Below are 16,389 nucleotides of genomic sequence, written 5' to 3' on the forward strand. Positions count from 1 at the left end.
GGGCCGCTGCCAGGGGCCCGCGCTATCATTCACCGGTGGAAACGCTGCCCCGGGCGCTCAGCCTCGACCTCGACGACACCCTCTGGCCGATCTGGCCCTCGATCGAACGCGCCGAACGCGCGCTCGACGCCTACCTGCGCGAACACTGCCCGCGCACGGCCAACCGCTACCCGGTGCACCGCATGCGCCGGCTGCGCGAGGAGGTGGCGGCCGAACACCCGCACCTGGTGCACGACTACACGCAGCAGCGGCTGATCTCGCTGCAGCTGGCGCTGGAGCGCTCGGGCGATGACGTGTCCCGTGCGGACGACGCCTTCGAGTCCTTTTACGCCGGCCGCAACCAGGTCGAGTTCTACCCCGATGCCCTGGCGGCCCTGGCCAGGCTGTCGTCCCGCTGGCCGGTCGCCGCCCTGACCAACGGCAACGCCGACCTGGCGCGCATCGGCATCGACGGCCACTTCTGCTGTTTCATCAGTGCCCGCGACCAGGGCCACGCCAAACCCGACACCCCGATCTTCCTGGCCACCTGCGAGCGCCTTGGCCTGGAACCGGCCCAGGTGCTGCACATCGGCGACGACCCGCTGCTGGACGTCATGGGCGCCCGCCGGGCCGGCCTGCGCAGCTGCTGGATAAACCGCAAGAAAGATTCCTGGCCCCTGGGCCTGCCCCGGCCCGACCTGGAATTCGCTACGCTAGCCGGTCTCGCCGACTGGCTTGAATCCCACCCCGACGCCACGGAGCCACGATGAACCTGCCCGCCTGCTTCGACCGCCCCGCGTCCGCCGACGACGCCCTGCCGCTGGTGCTGGTCGGCCGCGAAGGCCTGGCGGCCTGGCGCGACGCGCAGCCGGCGACGGTGCAGGCCTGGCTGCGGGCGAACGACTTCAGCGGCCAGCCCGGCGCGCCGCTGCTGGTGCCCGGTGCCGACGGCCAGCCGGCCTTCGCCCTGGCCACGGTGGCCGACGCCGCCGACCCGCTGGCGCTGGCGCACCTGCCGCAGATGCTGCCGCCGGGCAGCTACCGCCTGGCCGATGCCAGCCCGCAGGCCATTGATCCCGCGCTGGCGGTGCTGGGCTGGGGACTGGGCAGCTACCACTTCGGCCGCTACCTCAAGCCTGGCCGCGATCCCGCCCGGCTGGTGTTGCCCGGCGACGGCGACGGCGACGCCGTGGCCGAAGCGCTGGCGCAGATCGAAGCGGCCGGACTGGTCCGCGACCTCATCAACACCCCGACCGAACACATGGGCCCGGCCGAGCTCGAGGCCGCCGCCGCCGAGCTGGCGCGCGCCCACGGCGGCGAAACCCGCTGCGTGGTCGGCGACGCGCTCACCGACCAGAACTTCCCGGCCATCCACGCCGTCGGCCGCGCCAGCCACCGCGCACCGCGCCTGATCGAACTCACCTGGGGCGACCCGGCGCACCCGCGCCTGGCCATCGTCGGCAAGGGCGTGTGTTTCGACACCGGCGGCCTGGACATCAAGGGCGCCGACGGCATGCGCAACATGAAGAAGGACATGGGCGGCGCCGCCCACGCCCTGGGCCTGGCCAAGCTGGTGATGGCGCGAAAGCTGCCGGTGTTCCTGCAGCTGCTGGTGCCGGCGGTGGAAAACGCCATCGGTCCCAACGCCTTCCGGCCCGGCGAAGTGCTGGCCACGCGCCAGGGCCTGAGCGTCGAAGTGGACAACACCGACGCCGAAGGCCGGCTGGTGCTGTGCGACGCACTCACCTACGCCGCCGAAGGCAAGCCGGCGCTGCTGATGGACTTCGCCACGCTCACCGGCGCCGCGCGCATCGCGCTGGGCCCCGACCTGCCGGCGCTGTACGCCAACGACGACGCCATCGCCGCCGATTACCTGGCTGCCGGCGAAGCCAGCCGGGACCCGCTCTGGCGCATGCCGCTGTGGCGTCCCTACCTGCACTACCTCAAGTCCAACGTCGCCGACCTGGCCAACTCCGGGGCCACGCGCATGGCCGGCAGCATCACCGCGGCCCTGTACCTCGAGCGCTTCGTGCCCGAAGGCCTGGCCTGGACGCACGTGGACGTGTACTCCTGGAACGACAATACGCGCCCGGGCAAACCGGCCGGTGGCGAAGCGCAGGGGCTGCGCGCGGCCTGGGGATTGCTGCGCAAGCGTTTCGGCGCTTGAGGCCGGCGCGGGTGACAAGCGTCACCTGCAGAAACTAACTTCCGGCACCTTGGTGGTCACCGGACGGCGGGTACACTGCCCGCCTGTCTTCGGAAACGAGCCGCCATGCCTGCTTCGTCGGACCTGATCAAGGAACTGCGCATCGACCGCAGCGCCCCTGCCGCACCCGGTCCGGCGCGTGGGCGCCGTACCTGGCCCTGGCTCGCCGGTGCCACGCTGCTGGCGATCGTCGCCATCACCCTTTGGCTGCTGCGCGCAGAGGCAGTGCCCGTGCGCGTGGCCATCGCCGAGGCGGAAACCTCGGCCGCCGCCTCGGCCGGCAACTCGGTTCTCGACGCCAGCGGGTATGTCACGGCCCGCCGCATCGCCACCGTGTCCTCGAAGATCACCGGCAAGGTGGACGAGGTGTTGATAGAAGAAGGCCAGGTCGTCGAGGCCGGCGAAGTGATGGCCCGGCTCGAGGCCACCGACGCCCAGGCCCAGCAGGCCCTGGCCCAGGCCCGGCTGGAGGCGGCGCGCAACGACGCCACCCGCGCCGAAGCCCAGCTCACCCTTGCCCGCCAGAACCTGGCCCGTACCCGCGACATGGCCGCGCAGAAGCTGGTGGCCACCGCCGCGCTGGACCAGGCCCAGGGCGAACACGACGCCCTGGCGGCCCAGGTCCAGTCCGCGCGCAGCAACATCCGCGTCGCCGAACAATCGCTGGCGCTGGCGCGCATCGGCGTCGACAACACCATCGTGCGCGCGCCCTTCGCCGGCGTTGTCACCGTCAAGGCGGCCCAGCCCGGCGAAATGATCTCGCCCATTTCCGCCGGCGGCGGCTTCACCCGCACCGGCATCGGCACGGTCGTGGACATGGACTCGCTGGAGATCCAGGTCGACGTCAGCGAAGCCTTCATCGGCCGGGTCAAGCCGGGCCAGAAGGTCGAAGCCGTGCTCAACGCCTATCCCGACTGGCGCATCCCGGCCGAGGTGATCGCCATCGTGCCCACCGCCGACCGCAGCAAGGCCACGGTGAAGGTGCGCATCGCCTTCAAGGAGCGCGACGAGCGCGTGGTGCCCGACATGGGCGTGCGCGTGTCCTTCCTCGAAGATGCGCCGCCAGCCGCCGCCAACGCGCCGGTGGTGACCGGCGTCACCGTACCGGCCGAGGCCGTGGTGCAGCGCGAAGGTCGCAGCGTCGCGTTCGTGGTGCGCGATGACCGGGCCTCGCTGCGCGAGATTGAGGCCGCCGATGCGCGTGATGGCCGCCGGCGGGTGAGCCGCGGGCTGGCGGTCGGCGAAAACGTCGTCCTGGCGCCGCCGGCGGAGCTCGGGGACGGGGCGAAGGTGCTGGTTGAACAAGGCCAAGCGCTTCGGGACTGAAGTCCCTCCCACACGTTCAGGATCGTCGGGACGCAAGTCCCTCCCACAGACTTTGCGAGGAATGTCATGACTGAGTCGCTGGTACAAATCCGCAACCTGACCAAGCACTACACCCGCGGCAAGCAGACCGTCGAAGTACTGCATGGCATCGACCTGGACATCCCGCGCGGCGGCTTCGTCGCCCTGATGGGGCCCTCGGGCTCGGGCAAGACCACCCTGCTCAACCTGATCGGCGGCCTGGACACGCCCACCGCCGGCAGCGTCAGCGTCGACGGCAAGCGTATCGACCAGTTCAGCGGCGGCGAGCTGGCCAGGTGGCGCGCGGAACACGTCGGCTTCGTCTTCCAGTTCTACAACCTGTTGCCGGTGCTCAGCGCCCAGAAGAACGTCGAACTGCCGCTGCTGCTGACCAAGATGAGCGGTGCCGAGCGGGCCAAGCGCGCCCAGGTGGCGCTGACCCTGGTCGGCCTGGCCGATCGCGCCGGGCACAAGCCCAACGAACTCTCCGGCGGCCAGGAACAGCGCGTCGCCATCGCCCGCGCCCTGGTCACCGACCCGACCCTGCTGGTCTGCGACGAACCCACGGGTGACCTCGACCGAAAGACCGCCGACGAGATCCTGGGCCTGCTGCAGGTGCTCAACCGCGAGCACGGCAAGACCATCATCATGGTGACCCACGACCCCAAGGCCGCCGAGTTCGCCGCCCACACGGTGCACCTGGACAAGGGCCTGCTGGCGGAAGACGCCGCGGCCCACTGAGGACACCGCCATGACCAAGACCGGTTTCGTAATCGCGAACCTCTTCCACAAGAAGACTCGCACCTGGCTGACCCTGCTGTCGGTGGTGATGGCCTTCGTGCTGTTCGGGCTGCTGCAGTCGCTCAACCTGGTGTTCAGCGCCGGCGCCGACTTCGTCGGGGCCACGCGCCTGGTCACCCAGTCGCGGGTGTCGTTCACCCAGTCGCTGCCGATGCGCATGGTTCCCGAAATGGACGCCATCCCCGGCGTGCGCAGCGTGATGTACCAGCAGTGGTTCGGCGCCGTGTACCAGGACAATCCGCAGATCTTCGCGTTCGCTGTGGACCCCGAGCGCCTGCACGACACCTACCCGGAATGGGTGATGCCGGAAGAGCACTGGAACGCCTTCCGCGACACCCGCACCGGCATGATCGCCGGCAAGCTTCTGGCCGAACAGTACGGCTGGAAGGTCGGCGACCGCATCCCGGTCAAGTCCAACATCTTCCCGCAGAAGAACAACTCCAAGGACTGGGAGTTCGAGCTGGTCGGCATCTTCGACGGCAAGGACGACCAGTGGCGCCAGCAGACCGCGGGCAGCATGTACATCAACCACGCCTATTTCGCCGAAGCCACGATGTTCGGCGGCGGCAACGCCGGCATCTTCGTGCTGCGGCTTGAGGATCCGGAGATGGCCGAATCGATCGCCACCCTGGTCGACGAGCGCTACCTCAACTCCTCGGACGAAACCAAGACCCAGACCGAGAAGGACTTCCAGGTCGGCTTCATCAAGCAGCTCGGCGACATCGGCATGATCGTGCGCTGGATCCTGTTCGCGGTGTTCTTCACCCTGCTGCTGGTGGTGGGCAACACCATGGCCCAGAGCGTGCGCGAACGTATCCCGCAGTTCGCGGTGCTCAAGACCCTGGGTTTCTCCGACAACAGCGTGCTGGGCTTCGTGCTGGCCGAAACGCTGGCGCTTTGCCTGATCGGCGGCGTGGTCGGGCTGGGCCTGGCCACCGCGCTGGGCGCCGTGGTCGCGCAGGCCGCCGGCCCGATGCTGCCTATCGCCGTCGACGCACGGGTATGGATGGCCGGCATCGTCGCCATCTTCGTGCTCGCCGTGGTGGTGGGACTGTTGCCGGCGCTGCGTGCGCGCCGCCTGAAAATCATCGACGCCCTGGCCGGGCGCTGAGGAGACTGGACCATGCTTAGCCAGATCATCGCCATCACCGGCCTGAACCTGCGTTCGATCCCGCAGCGTTGGGGCCCCTCCCTGGTCATCGTCATCGGCCTGGCCGGCGTCGTGGCCGTATTCACCGCGCTGCTGGCCATGGCCCAGGGCTTCCAGGCCACGCTCAAGGACGCCGGCCGCACCGACAACGCCATCGTGCTGCGCGGCGGCTCCGGCGCCGAGCTCAATTCCGGCTTCGGCGGCGACAGCGCCGACCTGATCAAGCTGGGTCCCGGCATCCGCAAGGGCAAGGACGGCCGGCCGCTGGCGGCGGGCGAGATCATCGTCATCACCGAACTGTTCAAGAAGGGCGAGACCGTCAACGGCTCCAACGTCACCCTGCGCGGCGTCGAACCGGCCTCGTTCGAACTGCGGCCGCAGCTGGAGATCATCGAAGGCCGGATGTTCAAGCCCGGCCTGCGCGAGATCCTGGTCGGCGCCGGCGTGGCGCGGCAGTTCGCCGGGGTCGAGCTGGGCGAAGTGCTGCGAATGCGTGGCTCGGACTGGACCGTGGTCGGCATCTTCGAGGCTGGCGACGCCAACGACAGCGAAATGTGGGCCGACCTGGATACGGCGCGCTCGGCCTTCAACCGCGGCAACGGCGTCAGTGGCGTGCGCGTCGGCCTGGAGTCGCCGGAGTCCCTGGCGGTGCTTGAAGAGGCGCTGACCTCCGACAAGCGACTGACCGTCGAAGTGTTGCAGGAACAGGCCTATTACAGCGCCCAGACCGGCCAGTTCCGGGCCATGGTCAGCGTGCTGGCCGGCGTGGTCACCCTGATCATGGCCCTGGGCGCCATCTTCGCGGCGCTCAACACCATGTACGCCGCCGTCGCTACCCGCAGCCGGGAAATCGCCACCCTGCGCGCGATCGGCTTCGGCGGCTTCCCGGTGCTGGTGTCGGTGATGATCGAAGCGGTGGTGCTGGCCTTCCTCGGCGGCCTGGTCGGCGCCTTCATCGCCTGGGCCCTGTTCGACAACCTGTCGGTGTCGACCCTGGGCCAGAGCTTCACCCAGGTGGTGTTCGCCTTCCAGGTCAGCCTGGGCCTGGTGATGGCCGGCCTGGTGATCGCGGTGGTGATCGGCTTCATCGGCGGCCTGCTGCCGGCGGTGCGGGCGGCGCGCCTGCCAGTCACCACGGCCTTGCGCACGCAGTAGTCACCACATCGTTGCAACCACGAACGGGCGCTTGGGCGGATAATCGCCGCCCAAGCCCGGAGGCCCCGTGATCGCAACGCCAGCCATTCCCGCCATCGACCGCAAGGGCCTCTCGGCCGCCATTGCTTCCTACGTGCTGTGGGGCGTGTTTCCGCTCTATTGGATCCTGCTCAAGCATGTTCCCTCGCTGCAGATCATCGCCCACCGCATCATCTGGTGTGCGGTGTTCGTGGTGGGTTACCTGGTGCTGCGCGAAGGCCGCCGCTGGCTAACCGATGCCCTGGCCCGCCCTGGCGTCGGCCGGCTGCTGGTGCTCAGCAGCCTCCTGATCAGCTTCAACTGGGGCGTGTACATCTGGGCGGTGACCCACGGCCGCGTGGTCGAAGCCAGCCTGGGTTATTTCATCAACCCGCTGGTGAACGTGCTGATCGGCGTGCTGGTGCTGCGTGAGCGCCTGAACCCGTCGCAGTGGACGGCCGTGTCGATCGCCGCGGTCGGCGTGCTGTGGCTGGCCTTCCAGCACGGCGACCCGCCGTGGGTGGCTTTGACCCTGGCCTTCAGCTTCGCGTTCTACGGCCTGATCCGGAAAGTGGCGCAAGTGGATGCCATCCCCGGCCTGGCGATCGAAAGCCTGGTGTTGCTGCTGCCTGCCCTGGCCTGGCTGGGCTTCGCGCAGTGGCAGGGCACTGCCGCCTTCCTGGACGGCGACACCGGCAGCGACGTGCTGCTGATCGTGGGCGGCGCCCTTACGGCCCTGCCCCTGATCGGCTTCGCCTACGGCGCGCGGCGCATTCCCTATTCGCTGGTCGGCATCCTGCAGTACATCGCACCGACCCTGCAGCTGCTGGCCGGCGTGCTGATCCTGGGTGAAGCGTTCAGCGCGACGCAGGCGGTGGGTTTTGCCTGCATCTGGCTGGCCCTGGCCATCTACGCCGCCGACGGCTGGCGCCGCGCCCGCCGCCAGCCCGTCAAGGCCGCGCAGGAACACTGCGCCGAAGAGGTGCCTGTCGCCGACGGCGCCGCGCCGCCGAAGTAGGTTTGCGCCGCCCGTCGCCCCGACGGCACACTGCCCGCATGACCACGCCTTCCCCCGAGCCGGCGAATGCCGCCGCCGCGCTTTACCGGCAGCAGGTGCTCGACCACGGGCGGCAGCCGCGGCAGTCCGGACGGCTGGACGGCCGGGCCCGGCGCGCGCAGGCCAGCAATACCCTCTGCGGAGACCGCGTCGCGGTCAGCCTGCGGCTCGATCCGCAGGGTCGCATCAGCGAACTTCGCCATGACTCGCAGGCCTGCCTGCTTTGCCTGGCGTCCGCGTCGCTGATGACCCAGCACGTGGCCGGGCTTGACGCCGCCGGCGTCGCGCGCCACCACGAAATGCTGCGCGCCGGCATCCAGGACGCATCCGGCGCCGGCGCCAGCGGGGACCTGGCCGCCCTGGCTGGCGTTGCGCCCTACCCTTCTCGCCACCGCTGCGTGCTGCTGCCTTGGGAAGCGCTGCGCGATGCGCTTGAAGCCCCCGAAACGGAGCCCTCGCCGTGATCGCCGGCGGCGGCCTGCTGGCCGTACTGGAAGCGGCACGCGCACATCGCGACCAGGGCCAGGCCTTTGCGCTGGCACTGGTGACCGATACCGAGGGTTCGACGTATCGCAAGGCCGGCGCCCTGGCCCTGGTGGCCGGCAACGGCCAGCGCACCGGCACGCTTTCCGGGGGCTGCCTGGAGCCGGCGCTCGAAGCCCTGGCCGCACGTATCATCGCCAGCGGCGTGCCGGAGGCCGCGGTGTTCGACACCCGCGACGATGACGACCTGTTGTTCGGCTCCGGCTCCGGCTGCCGCGGCCGCATGCGGGTGCTGGCCTGGCCGGTTCCCGGCACCGGGCAAACCCTGCTTGACCGGCTTGAAGAGGCACACACGGCGAGGCAGCCGCTGGCGATCTGGGTCGGCGTGGACGCAGCGAACCTGGGCGGACTTGCGTTCGAAGCCACGCAGGCCGATCCGGGGGCGCTGCCCGTGCTCGTAGCCCCGGTACCCCGGCTGCTGCTGCTCGGCGCCGGGCCCGAAGCGCCACCGCTGCTGCACCTGGCGCGGGTGATGGGCTGGCTGGCGGAGGTGGCCGACCATCGCCCGGCCCTGCTGCGCGCCGAGCGCCTGGCCGGCGCACGTGCCCTGCATGCACGTCGTCCGGCGCAGGCGCTGGCCGAGCTGGCGGCGCCGCCGGACGCGGCACTGGTGATGACCCACGTCGCCAGCGCCGACCTTGAAGCCCTGCGCGCGCTGGCAACACGCGACGTGCCCTATATCGGCCTGCTTGGCCCGCCGGCGCGACGGGACGAACTGATGGCGCAGCTTGCGGTCGGTGAACAGGCGCAGCTGCAGCCCCGCCTGCACGCACCCGCCGGCATGCCGCTGGGCGGGCATGGCCCGGAGGCCATCGCGCTGGCGATCAGCGCCGACCTGCAGCGTTTTTTCCACGGATCGCGATGAGTGTTCCCCGCCACGCCCTTCTGGTGCTCGCCGCAGGTGCGTCGCGGCGCCTGGGCGAACCCAAGCAGCTGCTGCGGGTGGACGGTGAAAGCCTGGTGCATCGCGCCGTACGTTTCGGCCTCGCCACCGATCCCACGCAGGCCCTGCTGGTGATTGGCGCCGGCGCCGGCGAAGTGCGCGCCGGGGTCGCCGACCTGCCGGTCACGCCGCTCGTTTGTGATCATTGGCGGGACGGTCTGGGCGCCTCGCTGGCCGTCGGCGTAAAGGCGCTGGGCGAGGACATCGCCGGCGCGCTGGTCCTGCTGTGCGACCAGCCCGCCCTCGACGGCGCACACCTGCAGGCCCTGGTCGCGGCCTGGCGCAAGGATCCCGCGCACGCGGCCGCCAGCGCCTACGCCGGCGTGCTGGGCGTGCCGGCGCTGTTGCCGCGCACCTGGTTCGAGGAGCTCGCCACCGGCCGCGACGACCGCGGCGCCCGCGAACTGCTGCGCCGGCATGAGCAGGAGGTGTCCGCCGTGCCTGCGCCAGGCCTGGCACACGACCTGGACACGCCGGCGCAGCGTGAAGAATGGCGCGTCCGGTCTTCACTTGGACCGAAGGACCCGGCGGAGTAGGCTCACGATTCAAACCAGCCGTCGCCAGGGGTCGCCATGAAGCTCACCGTCAACGGCGTCGAACACGACGTCGACGCCACGCCGGAAATGCCGCTGCTCTGGGTCCTGCGCGACCTGGTCGGACTCACCGGCACCAAATACGGCTGCGGCCTTTCGCAGTGCGGCGCCTGCACCGTGCACCTGGACGGCAGCCCGGTGAAGTCCTGCGTGCTGCCGGTGTCGGCCGTGGCCGGACGCGCGGTGACCACCATCGAAGGCCTGTCCAGCGACGGCAGCCACCCGGTGCAGAAAGCCTGGGCCGAGCTCGATGTCGTGCAATGCGGCTACTGCCAGTCCGGGCAGATCATGGCCGCCGCCGCGCTGCTGCAGCAGGTGGGCCAGCCCACCGACCAGCAGATTGATGACGCCATGGGCGGCAACCTCTGCCGCTGTGGCACCTACCCGCGCATCCGCGCCGCCATTCACAAGGCCGCCGGGCAAAATAACGACGGAGGCCAGGCATGAACGCCGCCAACGATCCCTCCCGCCGCCGCTTCCTCAAGGCCGGCGCCCTGCTGGGTGGTGGCCTGGTGGTGGCCTTCGTGGTGCCCGGCGGCAAACGCCTGGCCTTCGCGCAGGAACCCGCGGCCAAGGCCGCGCTGCCGCCGCCCAATGCCTTCCTGCGCGTCGGCAGCGACGACAGCGTCACGGTGCTGCTGGCGCATTCGGAAATGGGCCAGGGCATCTGGACGACGCTGCCGATGCTGATCGCCGAAGAGCTCGACGCCGACTGGTCGCGCATCCGGGTTGAACACGCGCCGGCGGCGGCGGTTTACGCCAGCCCGGTGTTCGGCATGCAGGGCACCGGCGGCTCCACCACCACCTGGTCCGAATTCGACCGCTATCGCCAGGTCGGCGCGGCCGCGCGCGCGATGCTGGTGCAGGCAGCCGCCGCGCGCTTCGGCGTTGCCGCCAGCGACTGCCGCACTGAAAACGGCGTGGTGATCTGCGGCGGGCAACGCGCCCGCTACGGCGAGCTGGCCGATGCCGCGGGCCAGCTGCCCGTGCCGGAAACCGTCACGCTCAAGGCGCCGGCCGACTGGAAGGTCATCGGCAAGGACACGCCCCGGCTCGATACGCCCGAAAAAACCACGGGCCGCGCCATGTTCGGCATGGACGTGCAGTTCGAGGGCCTGCTTACCGCGGTCGTCGCCCGCGCGCCGGTGTTCGGCGGCCAGGTGAAGTCCTTCGACCCCGCGCCCGCGCTGGCGGTGAAAGGCGTACGCAAGGTGGTGCAGGTGCCCTCGGGCGTGGCCGTGGTGGCCGATCATTTCTGGGCGGCCAAACAGGGCCGGGATGCGCTTGAAGTGGAGTGGGACCTGGGCCCGAACGCGGCGCTCGACAGCAAGGCGCTGCGCGAACAGTTCCGTGGCCTGGCGCAAACCGACGGCGCCAGCGCCGCCCGCGCCGGTGACGCCCGCGCCCGCGTGGCCGAGGCGTCGCGCAAGGTCGAGGCCGAATATTTCGTGCCTTACCTGGCGCATGCCGCCATGGAGCCGCTCAACTGCACGGTGCGCATCGGCCCGGACAGCTGCGAGCTTTGGGTCGGCACCCAGTTCCAGACCGTCGAGCAGAACGCCGCCGCCGCGATCACCGGCCTCAAGCCGGAACAGGTGACGGTGCACACGCCCTTCCTGGGCGGTGCGTTCGGTCGCCGCGCCACCGCCGCCGCCGACGTGGTTTCCGAAGCCGTGCACGTGGCCAAGGCCGCGGGCGCGCCGGTGAAAACGGTCTGGACCCGCGAGGACGACACCCGCGGCGGTTATTACCGGCCCATGTTCCTGGAGCGCGCCGCGATCGCCCTGGGCGACGACGGCCTGCCGGTGGCCTGGGACCACAGCCTGGTCGGGCAGTCGATCATGGCCGGCACACCCTTCGAGGGCAGCATCAAGAACGGCGTCGACAATGCCTCGGTCGAGGGCGTCAGCGATTCGCCCTACATCAAGGACCTGGCCCACCACCGCGTCGAGTTGCACTCACCGCGCACCGGCATCCCGGTGCTGTGGTGGCGTTCGGTGGGCCACAGCCAGAACGCCTTCGTGATGGAAAGCCTGGTCGACGAACTGGCGCACGCCGCCGGCCGCGACCCGCTTGAATACCGGCGCACGCTGCTGGCAAAGCATCCGCGCCATCTCGGCGTACTCAACCTGGCCGCGCAGAAAGCCGGCTGGGGCGAACCGCTGGCGAAAGGACGCGCGCGTGGCATCGCCGTGCACGAGTCCTTTGGAAGTTACGTGGCCCAGGTCGCGGAAGTGTCGGTCGAATCCGGGCAGCTGCGCGTGCATCGCGTGGTCTGCGCCATCGACTGCGGCATCGCGGTCAATCCGCTGGCGATCCGCGCCCAGATGGATTCGGGCATCGCCTTCGGCCTGGGCGCGGCGCTGCACGGCCAGATCACCTTTGCCGACGGACGCGTGCAGCAGTCGAACTACCACGACTACCCCTCGCTGCGCCTGCCGGAAATGCCGGTGGTGGAAACCCACATCGTCACCAGCACCGAGCGCGCCGGCGGCGTCGGCGAACCCGGCCTGCCACCGATCGCACCGGCCGTCGCCAATGCGGTCTTCGCGCTGACCGGCAAGCGCCTGCGTGAACTGCCCCTGCGCCTGGACGCTTGAGCCTGCGCCTCAGGCGACGCGCGCCTTGGAGAAGGTGATCAGGATGACGCCGGCGAGGATGACGACCATGGCGCCGATCGCGTGCACGCTGAAGCGTTCGCCCAGCAGCAGCGCGCCCAGCAGCACCGCGATCGGCGGATTGACGTAGGCGTAGCTGGTGGCCAGCGCCGGTCGCACGTGGTGCAGCAGCCAGACGTAGGCGCTGAAGCCGATGATCGAACCGAACGCCGCCAGGTAACCCACCGCCAGGGTCGCGCGCAGCGGCGGCACTTCGGTCAGGCGCTCGCCCAGGCCCAGGCCCAGCAGGCCCATCGCGACGCCGCCGCACAACATCTGCGCGGCCGTGCTCATGAACGGTGCCGGCAGGTCGCGGCCGCGGCTCCAGACCGAACCCCAGGCCCATGCGATGGGCGCCAGGATCAGCGCCGCCATGCCCGGCAGGCTGCCGCGCAGCTGGCTGCCGGCGTTCAGCCAGATGACGCCGACAAAGCCGATCGCCAGTCCCAGCCATTCGCCGCGGCTCGGGTGCTGCTTGCGCAGCACGCCGAACAGCGCCGCCCACAGCGGCATGGACGCCACGGCGATCGCGGCCAGGCCCGAGGACACCGACTGTTCGGCGAAGTTCACCATGCCGTTGCCCAGCAGCATCATGAAGAGTCCCATGACCGCGGCGTTGCGCCACTGCGCGCGGGTCGGCGGTGCGTGTCCGCGCCAGCGCAGGAAGGCATAGAACACCAGGCTGGCGGCGATGAAACGGATGCTGCCCATCAGGAAGGGCGGGTAGCCTTCCAGGCCAACGCGGATGGCCAGGTAGGTCGAGCCCCAGACCAGGTAAACCGAGGCAAGCGCCAGCGCGACCGCCAAAGCGGACGGGGGCGCGACGGGGGCCTTGTTCATGCCTGTTTGCGTCCCCCGGAAGGATGTTGGCGGGTTTCGGCGTCGAGAAGCGCCTGCTTGCGCGGCAGGCCCCAGCGGTAGCCGCCCAGGCTGCCGTCGCCGCGGATGACGCGGTGGCAGGGCACCAGCACGGCCACCCGGTTGCTGGCGCAGGCGCGCGCCACCGCGCGGGCCCCGCGTGGCATGCCGAGCGCGTTCGCGAGTTCGGCATAACTGCGGGTTTCGCCGCTGGGGATGCGCATCAGCGCGTCCCATACCCGCTGCTGGAAGGCGGTGCCGACCAGCTCCACCGGCACCTCGCCGCGGCGCTGGGCCAACGCGTCGGCCACGGCCTGCACGCGCGGCGCCAGGAACTGGTCGCGGCCCGCATCGACGCGACGCAGGCGCGCGCGTGGGAATTCGGCCTGCAGGTCGGCGGCCAGGGCGTCGCCGTCCTCGCCGAGCAAGACCGCGCAGACGCCACGCTCGGTGACCGCCACCAGCGCCTGGCCCAGGGCGGTGTCGACCAGCGACCAGCGGATCTCGAGGCCGTCACCGCCACGGCGATACGCCTGCGGCGCCATGCCCAGGCGGGCGGCGCCGTGTTCGTAAACGCGGCTGGGCGAACCATAACCGGCGTCGTACAGCGCGCGGGTGACATCGTGCCCGGCACGCAGGCCCTGCTTGAGGCCGGCCAGCCGGCGCTGGGCGCGGTATTCGGCCGGGCTCAGCCCGAACTGCTGGCGGAAGCGGCGCTGCAGGTAGGTCGCGCTCAGACCAACGACCCCGGCCAGCTCGGCCAGGCCGAGGTCGGCGTGGTCGAGCAGGCGGCGGGCCTGGTCGAGGCGGGGATCGGCGGCGTGTGTGTGCTTGTCCATGCGGGCGAGGTTAGCCGGCGCCCGGGGGGCCGGCTATCCGGTTCTTGCGCCCGGGCTCACTCCGCCCAGACGGTGGGCTGGCGGGTCACCGGCAGCACCTGGGCGGTGAGCTGGCGATCGGCCGACAGCAGGTCGAGCGCGTCGGCCAGGATCGCGGCCGATTCACGCAGCAGCGGGTCGGGGCCATTCTTCGCGGCTTCTTCCTCGGCCGCCTGCTCGACCACGCTGCGCTCGTTGTAGGCCAGGCCGTCGTCCACCAGGGCGGCGTCCTCGTCCACTTCCAGGCCGGCGGCGATGCGCTCGGCGCGGCGCTGCTTGCGCTCGGCCTCGAGGCGGTCGCGTTCGGCGCGGCGCACCGCTTCGTTCAGCGACACCTGCTTCTTCTCGCGTTCGCTGCGGAAGCGGGCCACGTCATCGGACCACCACTGGAACTCGCGGTCCTTGGCGACGCGGGCCTCGTGGTTGGCCACCAGCTGCGGGGTCAGCGCGGCCAGGTTGCCGACGTTGCCGTGCGGCGCCATGGCGATGCGGGTTGCCGGCAGGGCATTGTCGTAGGTGCTTTCGCCGTATTCGCTGGCGTCGAGGCTGACCGGGAACTGCAGGTCGGGCACCACGCCGGCGTGCTGGGTGGTGCCGCCGTCGACGCGGAAGAACTGCGCCACGGTCAGCTTCACCTGGCCGAACCTGACGTCGTCCTTGCGCGGGAAACGGTCGAGGTCGATCAGGCTCTGCACCGTGCCCTTGCCAAAGGTCGGCTCACCGATGATCAGGCCGCGGCCGTAATCCTGGATCGCCGCGGCGAAGATTTCGGAAGCGGACGCCGAGGCGCGGTTGACCAGCACGGCCAGCGGGCCGTCCCAGGCGACGCCGCTCTGGTCGTCAGCTTCGACGCTGACGCGGCCACCGGTTTCGCGGACCTGCACGACCGGGCCGGTGTCGATGAACAGGCCGGTCAGTTCAACCGCCTCGAGCAGCGAGCCGCCGCCGTTGTCGCGAAGGTCGATGACCACGCCGTCCACCTGTTCGGCGCGCAGCTCGCGCAGCAGCCGGGCGACGTCAGCGGTGGCCGAACGCGCGTCCTTGTCGCCGCGGCGGCGGGCGTCGAAATCCAGGTAGAAGGTGGGCAGCTCGACCACGCCGATGCGGCGGTCGTCGACATCGATGATGCGCTTCTGCGCCGCCTGCTGTTCAAGCTTGACCTTGTCGCGCTCGATCACCACCAGCCTGGGCTTGGCGTCCACGCCCGATTCGGCCGGCAGGATGTCCAGGCGCACCCGGGTGCCTTTCTTGCCGCGAATCAGGGCCACGGTGTCGTCGATGCGCCAGCCGACCACGTCGGTCATCGGGCCGGTATCGCCCTGGCCAACGGCGATCACGCGGTCGCCAACGTTGACCTTGCCGGAATTGGCGGCCGGGCCACCCGGCACGATGGTGCGCACGACCACGAATTCGTCCTGTCGCTGCAGCACCGCGCCGATGCCCTCGAGCGAGAGGCGCATGGACATGTTGAAGTTTTCCGCGCTGCGCGGCGACATGTAGCTGGTGTGCGGATCGATCGAACCGGCATAGGCATTCATGAAGGTTTCGAAGGCGTCGTCCGCGCGCAGCTCACCGACGCGTTCGGCCATGCCGGCGTAGCGTTTGTCCAGCGTCTTGCGGATTTCGGCCTGGCTGCGACCGGCCAGCTTCAGGCGCAGGGCGTCGTTCTTGACGTACTTGCGCCAGGCGTCGTTGAGGTCGCTGTCGCTGGCCGCCCACGTCGCGTCTTCGCGGTCGTAGAGCCAGGTTTCATCCTTCGCGAAGTCGAAGGGCTGCCGGAGCAGCGAGCGCGCGTAGGCCACGCGCTCGGCGACCCGGCGCTGGTAGGTGGCGAAGATGTCGAAGGCCGGCGCCAGCTGCTGCGACTTGATGGCGTCGTCGTGCTGCAGGCGCTGGGCGTCGAAACGATTGATGTCGGCGCGGGTGAAGAACAGCTTCTGGCCGTCCAGTGAGTCAAGGTAGCGGCGGTGGATGTCGGCCGACAGTTCGTCGTTGAGCGGCTTGGACCGGTACACGTAGCGGCTGTCGGACAGGATGCCGTAGACCATGCGTGCCGCCGCGGCCTGTTCGGCCGAAGGCGTCAGCCCCGGCGGACCGGCGCGGGCGATGTCGGCTTCCGAAGCCGGGCTGCCGGTGGCCGAAAAGGCCAGGGCCAGGGGCAGCGCGGCGGAAAGGGCGATGAGCTTGTACTTGACCATGATTGGGAT

15 protein-coding genes are annotated in these 16,389 nt (G+C 70.3%); 12 read left to right on the plus strand and 3 right to left on the minus strand.

Annotated features, from left to right (window positions below; all coding sequences use genetic code 11):
• The first annotated feature begins 35 nt into the window (after window positions 1–35).
• The 12 genes from ACYVJH_RS08700 to ACYVJH_RS08755 all read left to right on the plus strand — a co-directional run bounded on the left by ACYVJH_RS08700 (window position 36) and on the right by ACYVJH_RS08755 (window position 12,389).
• On the plus strand, window positions 36–749 hold the full coding sequence (locus ACYVJH_RS08700) for an HAD family hydrolase (RefSeq protein ID WP_460454217.1): 714 nt from the start codon (window positions 36–38) through the stop codon (window positions 747–749).
• The gene (locus ACYVJH_RS08705; protein ID WP_460454218.1) at window positions 746–2,146 is read left to right on the plus strand and encodes a leucyl aminopeptidase family protein; all 1,401 of its coding nucleotides are present in this window, start codon (window positions 746–748) and stop codon (window positions 2,144–2,146) included. Before ACYVJH_RS08700 ends, ACYVJH_RS08705 begins: the two co-directional genes overlap by 4 nt.
• 105 nt (window positions 2,147–2,251) lie before the next feature.
• Window positions 2,252–3,511, plus strand: coding sequence for an efflux RND transporter periplasmic adaptor subunit (locus tag ACYVJH_RS08710; RefSeq protein ID WP_460454219.1), 1,260 nt, complete (start codon window positions 2,252–2,254; stop codon window positions 3,509–3,511).
• Window positions 3,512–3,577: 66 nt separating this feature from the next.
• Window positions 3,578–4,270 carry an ABC transporter ATP-binding protein gene (locus ACYVJH_RS08715; RefSeq protein ID WP_460454220.1) on the plus strand — a complete coding sequence of 231 codons (693 nt, stop codon included), beginning with the start codon at window positions 3,578–3,580 and terminating at the stop codon, window positions 4,268–4,270.
• A gap of 10 nt (window positions 4,271–4,280) precedes the next feature.
• Entirely contained in the window at window positions 4,281–5,441 is a 1,161-nt protein-coding gene (locus ACYVJH_RS08720) for an ABC transporter permease (RefSeq protein ID WP_460454221.1), read from the plus strand.
• A gap of 12 nt (window positions 5,442–5,453) precedes the next feature.
• Complete coding sequence (locus ACYVJH_RS08725) at window positions 5,454–6,635, plus strand: ABC transporter permease (protein ID WP_460454222.1); 1,182 nt, start codon at window positions 5,454–5,456, stop codon at window positions 6,633–6,635.
• A gap of 70 nt (window positions 6,636–6,705) precedes the next feature.
• Window positions 6,706–7,671, plus strand: coding sequence for an EamA family transporter RarD (rarD, locus tag ACYVJH_RS08730; RefSeq protein ID WP_460454285.1), 966 nt, complete (start codon window positions 6,706–6,708; stop codon window positions 7,669–7,671).
• A gap of 38 nt (window positions 7,672–7,709) precedes the next feature.
• Window positions 7,710–8,174 (plus strand): iron-sulfur cluster assembly scaffold protein, encoded by a 465-nt coding sequence (locus tag ACYVJH_RS08735; RefSeq protein WP_460454223.1) that lies wholly within the window; start codon window positions 7,710–7,712, stop codon window positions 8,172–8,174.
• Entirely contained in the window at window positions 8,171–9,118 is a 948-nt protein-coding gene (locus ACYVJH_RS08740; RefSeq protein ID WP_460454224.1) for an XdhC family protein, read from the plus strand. Before ACYVJH_RS08735 ends, ACYVJH_RS08740 begins: the two co-directional genes overlap by 4 nt.
• Window positions 9,115–9,732, plus strand: coding sequence for a nucleotidyltransferase family protein (locus ACYVJH_RS08745; protein ID WP_460454225.1), 618 nt, complete (start codon window positions 9,115–9,117; stop codon window positions 9,730–9,732). Before ACYVJH_RS08740 ends, ACYVJH_RS08745 begins: the two co-directional genes overlap by 4 nt.
• A gap of 36 nt (window positions 9,733–9,768) precedes the next feature.
• The gene (locus ACYVJH_RS08750) at window positions 9,769–10,236 is read left to right on the plus strand and encodes a (2Fe-2S)-binding protein (RefSeq protein ID WP_460454226.1); all 468 of its coding nucleotides are present in this window, start codon (window positions 9,769–9,771) and stop codon (window positions 10,234–10,236) included.
• On the plus strand, window positions 10,233–12,389 hold the full coding sequence (locus tag ACYVJH_RS08755) for a xanthine dehydrogenase family protein molybdopterin-binding subunit (RefSeq protein ID WP_460454227.1): 2,157 nt from the start codon (window positions 10,233–10,235) through the stop codon (window positions 12,387–12,389). The genes ACYVJH_RS08750 and ACYVJH_RS08755 overlap by 4 nt, the downstream gene beginning before the upstream one ends.
• A gap of 9 nt (window positions 12,390–12,398) precedes the next feature.
• On the opposite strand, the gene yedA is transcribed toward ACYVJH_RS08755, so the two are convergent.
• Genes yedA through ACYVJH_RS08770 form a run of 3 tightly spaced genes read right to left on the minus strand, consistent with a single transcriptional unit; the run spans window position 12,399 to window position 16,380 of the window.
• Window positions 12,399–13,286 carry a drug/metabolite exporter YedA gene (yedA, locus tag ACYVJH_RS08760; RefSeq protein ID WP_460454228.1) on the minus strand — a complete coding sequence of 296 codons (888 nt, stop codon included), beginning with the start codon at window positions 13,284–13,286 and terminating at the stop codon, window positions 12,399–12,401.
• On the minus strand, window positions 13,283–14,143 hold the full coding sequence (locus ACYVJH_RS08765) for a methylated-DNA--[protein]-cysteine S-methyltransferase (RefSeq protein ID WP_460454229.1): 861 nt from the start codon (window positions 14,141–14,143) through the stop codon (window positions 13,283–13,285). The genes yedA and ACYVJH_RS08765 overlap by 4 nt, the downstream gene beginning before the upstream one ends.
• Window positions 14,144–14,199: 56 nt before the next feature.
• Window positions 14,200–16,380: a carboxy terminal-processing peptidase gene (locus ACYVJH_RS08770; RefSeq protein ID WP_460454230.1), complete on the minus strand. Its 2,181-nt coding sequence runs from the start codon at window positions 16,378–16,380 to the stop codon at window positions 14,200–14,202.
• Window positions 16,381–16,389 lie beyond the last annotated feature (9 nt).

This window comes from Arenimonas aestuarii, from assembly GCF_054781715.1.